This is a genomic window from Moorena sp. (assembly GCF_982860115.1).
In genome coordinates, this window is record NZ_CEYLVT010000455.1 from 1 (window position 1) to 1,665 (window position 1,665).

The 1,665-nt window shown below is 47.9% G+C and carries 1 protein-coding gene; it reads right to left on the bottom strand.

Annotated features, from left to right (window positions below; translation table 11 throughout):
- Positions 1-1,665, bottom strand: a 1,665-nt coding sequence (locus AC4II3_RS32635) for a two-partner secretion domain-containing protein (protein ID WP_488029853.1), incomplete at both ends; no start/stop codon positions are given.

The following is a 1,665-nucleotide window of genomic DNA, read 5'->3' on the forward strand; positions in this document are numbered from 1 at the left end:
CCTGAGGTGGGGTCTACCTGGGAGATGTTGAGGATTACGTCACCGTTGAAGGATGGGCCGAGGTTGGAGGTGGCGGTGATGTCATTTCCTGAAGTTGGACCGTCTCGAAACTCTAAACCAAAGATGCCTTGGGCATTAATCCTAACACTACCTCCTGGGCCAAATTCAGCATTGGCGGTGATGTCGCTATCTCCGAGACCAACTAGGGTATCAGTATTAATTTCTATATTGCCCCCAGTGGCATTCTCGGCGTCAGTGGTAATCTTGCTTTCGTTGAGGAGTCGGATGTCACGGGAAGATAGAGTAATATTGCCTTTGTCCCCTGCTGTTTCTGCTGTGATGATTCCCTCGTTGTCAAGGAAGATGGAGTTGGCATTAATCTCTACCTCCCCTGCTGAACTGCCCTGTTGAGTGCTTCTAGCACTAACCCCTGCTCGATCAGAGACAATTAACTGCCCGGTGGTAATATTCAAATTTCCGGCATTTCCTGTTGCTTTCTGATTAGCTTGAGCAAACAAGCCGCTGAAAAATTTACCATCGGCCGAGGTACCAATCAGTTGAACCGTAGAGTCGGCATGCACAGTCAAATCTCCCCCGTTCCCTTCACGAAAAGTGCTAGCTGAAACTCTTGCTCCATCTTTGACAATTAACTCCCCAGTGGTAATATTCAAATCTCCCGCTTTTCCTCTCCCAAAAGTTACAGCAAACAAGCCGCTGGGAATCCGACCATTGGCTGAGGTACCAATCACTTGAACAGTAGAGTCGGCATCCACAATCAAATCTCCCCCGTCCCCTTCACCAAGATTGCTAGCTGAAACTTGTGCTCCATCAGAAACCATTAACTGCCCAGTGGTAATACTCAAATCTCCAGCATTTCCTGTCCCAAGAGTTTGAGTAAACAAGGCGCTGGGAATCCGACCATCGGCTGAGCTACCAATCACTTGAACAGTAGAGTCGGCATCCACAGTCAAATTTCCTCCGTCCCCAAGACCAAAAGTGCTAGCACTAACTTCTGCTCCATCAGAGACAATTAACTCCCCAGTGGTAATACTCAAATCTCCGGCATTTCCTGTTGCTCCTAACAAAACTCTGGCTGCCAAAGCGCTGAGAATACCATCAGCCGATACACCAACCACTCGAACAGATTCCGAGGCATTCACTGTCAAATCTCCACCCTCTCCTGATCCAAATACATCCGTAGTTATCCTAGAACCACCCTCAAGACTCAACTGTGAAGCCTCAACCACTATCCCACCGCCATTTTCACTCCCGTTAGTATCCGCAAACACAAAAGAGCGATCGCGCAGAGTCACCTTAGCCCCCTGCACCTGCATACTCCCACCACTTTCGCCATTGGTAATGACAAGAGCACCCTCGGACAAACTAATATCCTGAAACTCTTGAACTGGTGAATAATCCAAAATAAAACTAGTATCCGTCGGGGTCAGGTTCACCACACTATTAGAACCAACACTCCCCAGCTCAATGCGTCCATCCAATGCAACATTAACGCCACCATCAATAGTAACCTCACCACCAATCAGCCCTAATGTTTGACCATTGGGTACCTGAAGACCATTAATTTGTTGCCCAAACTCACGACGACGAAGAGACTGATTAGTAATACTTCCTGGATTGGAACCATATTGCAACCCAGAGGGAATA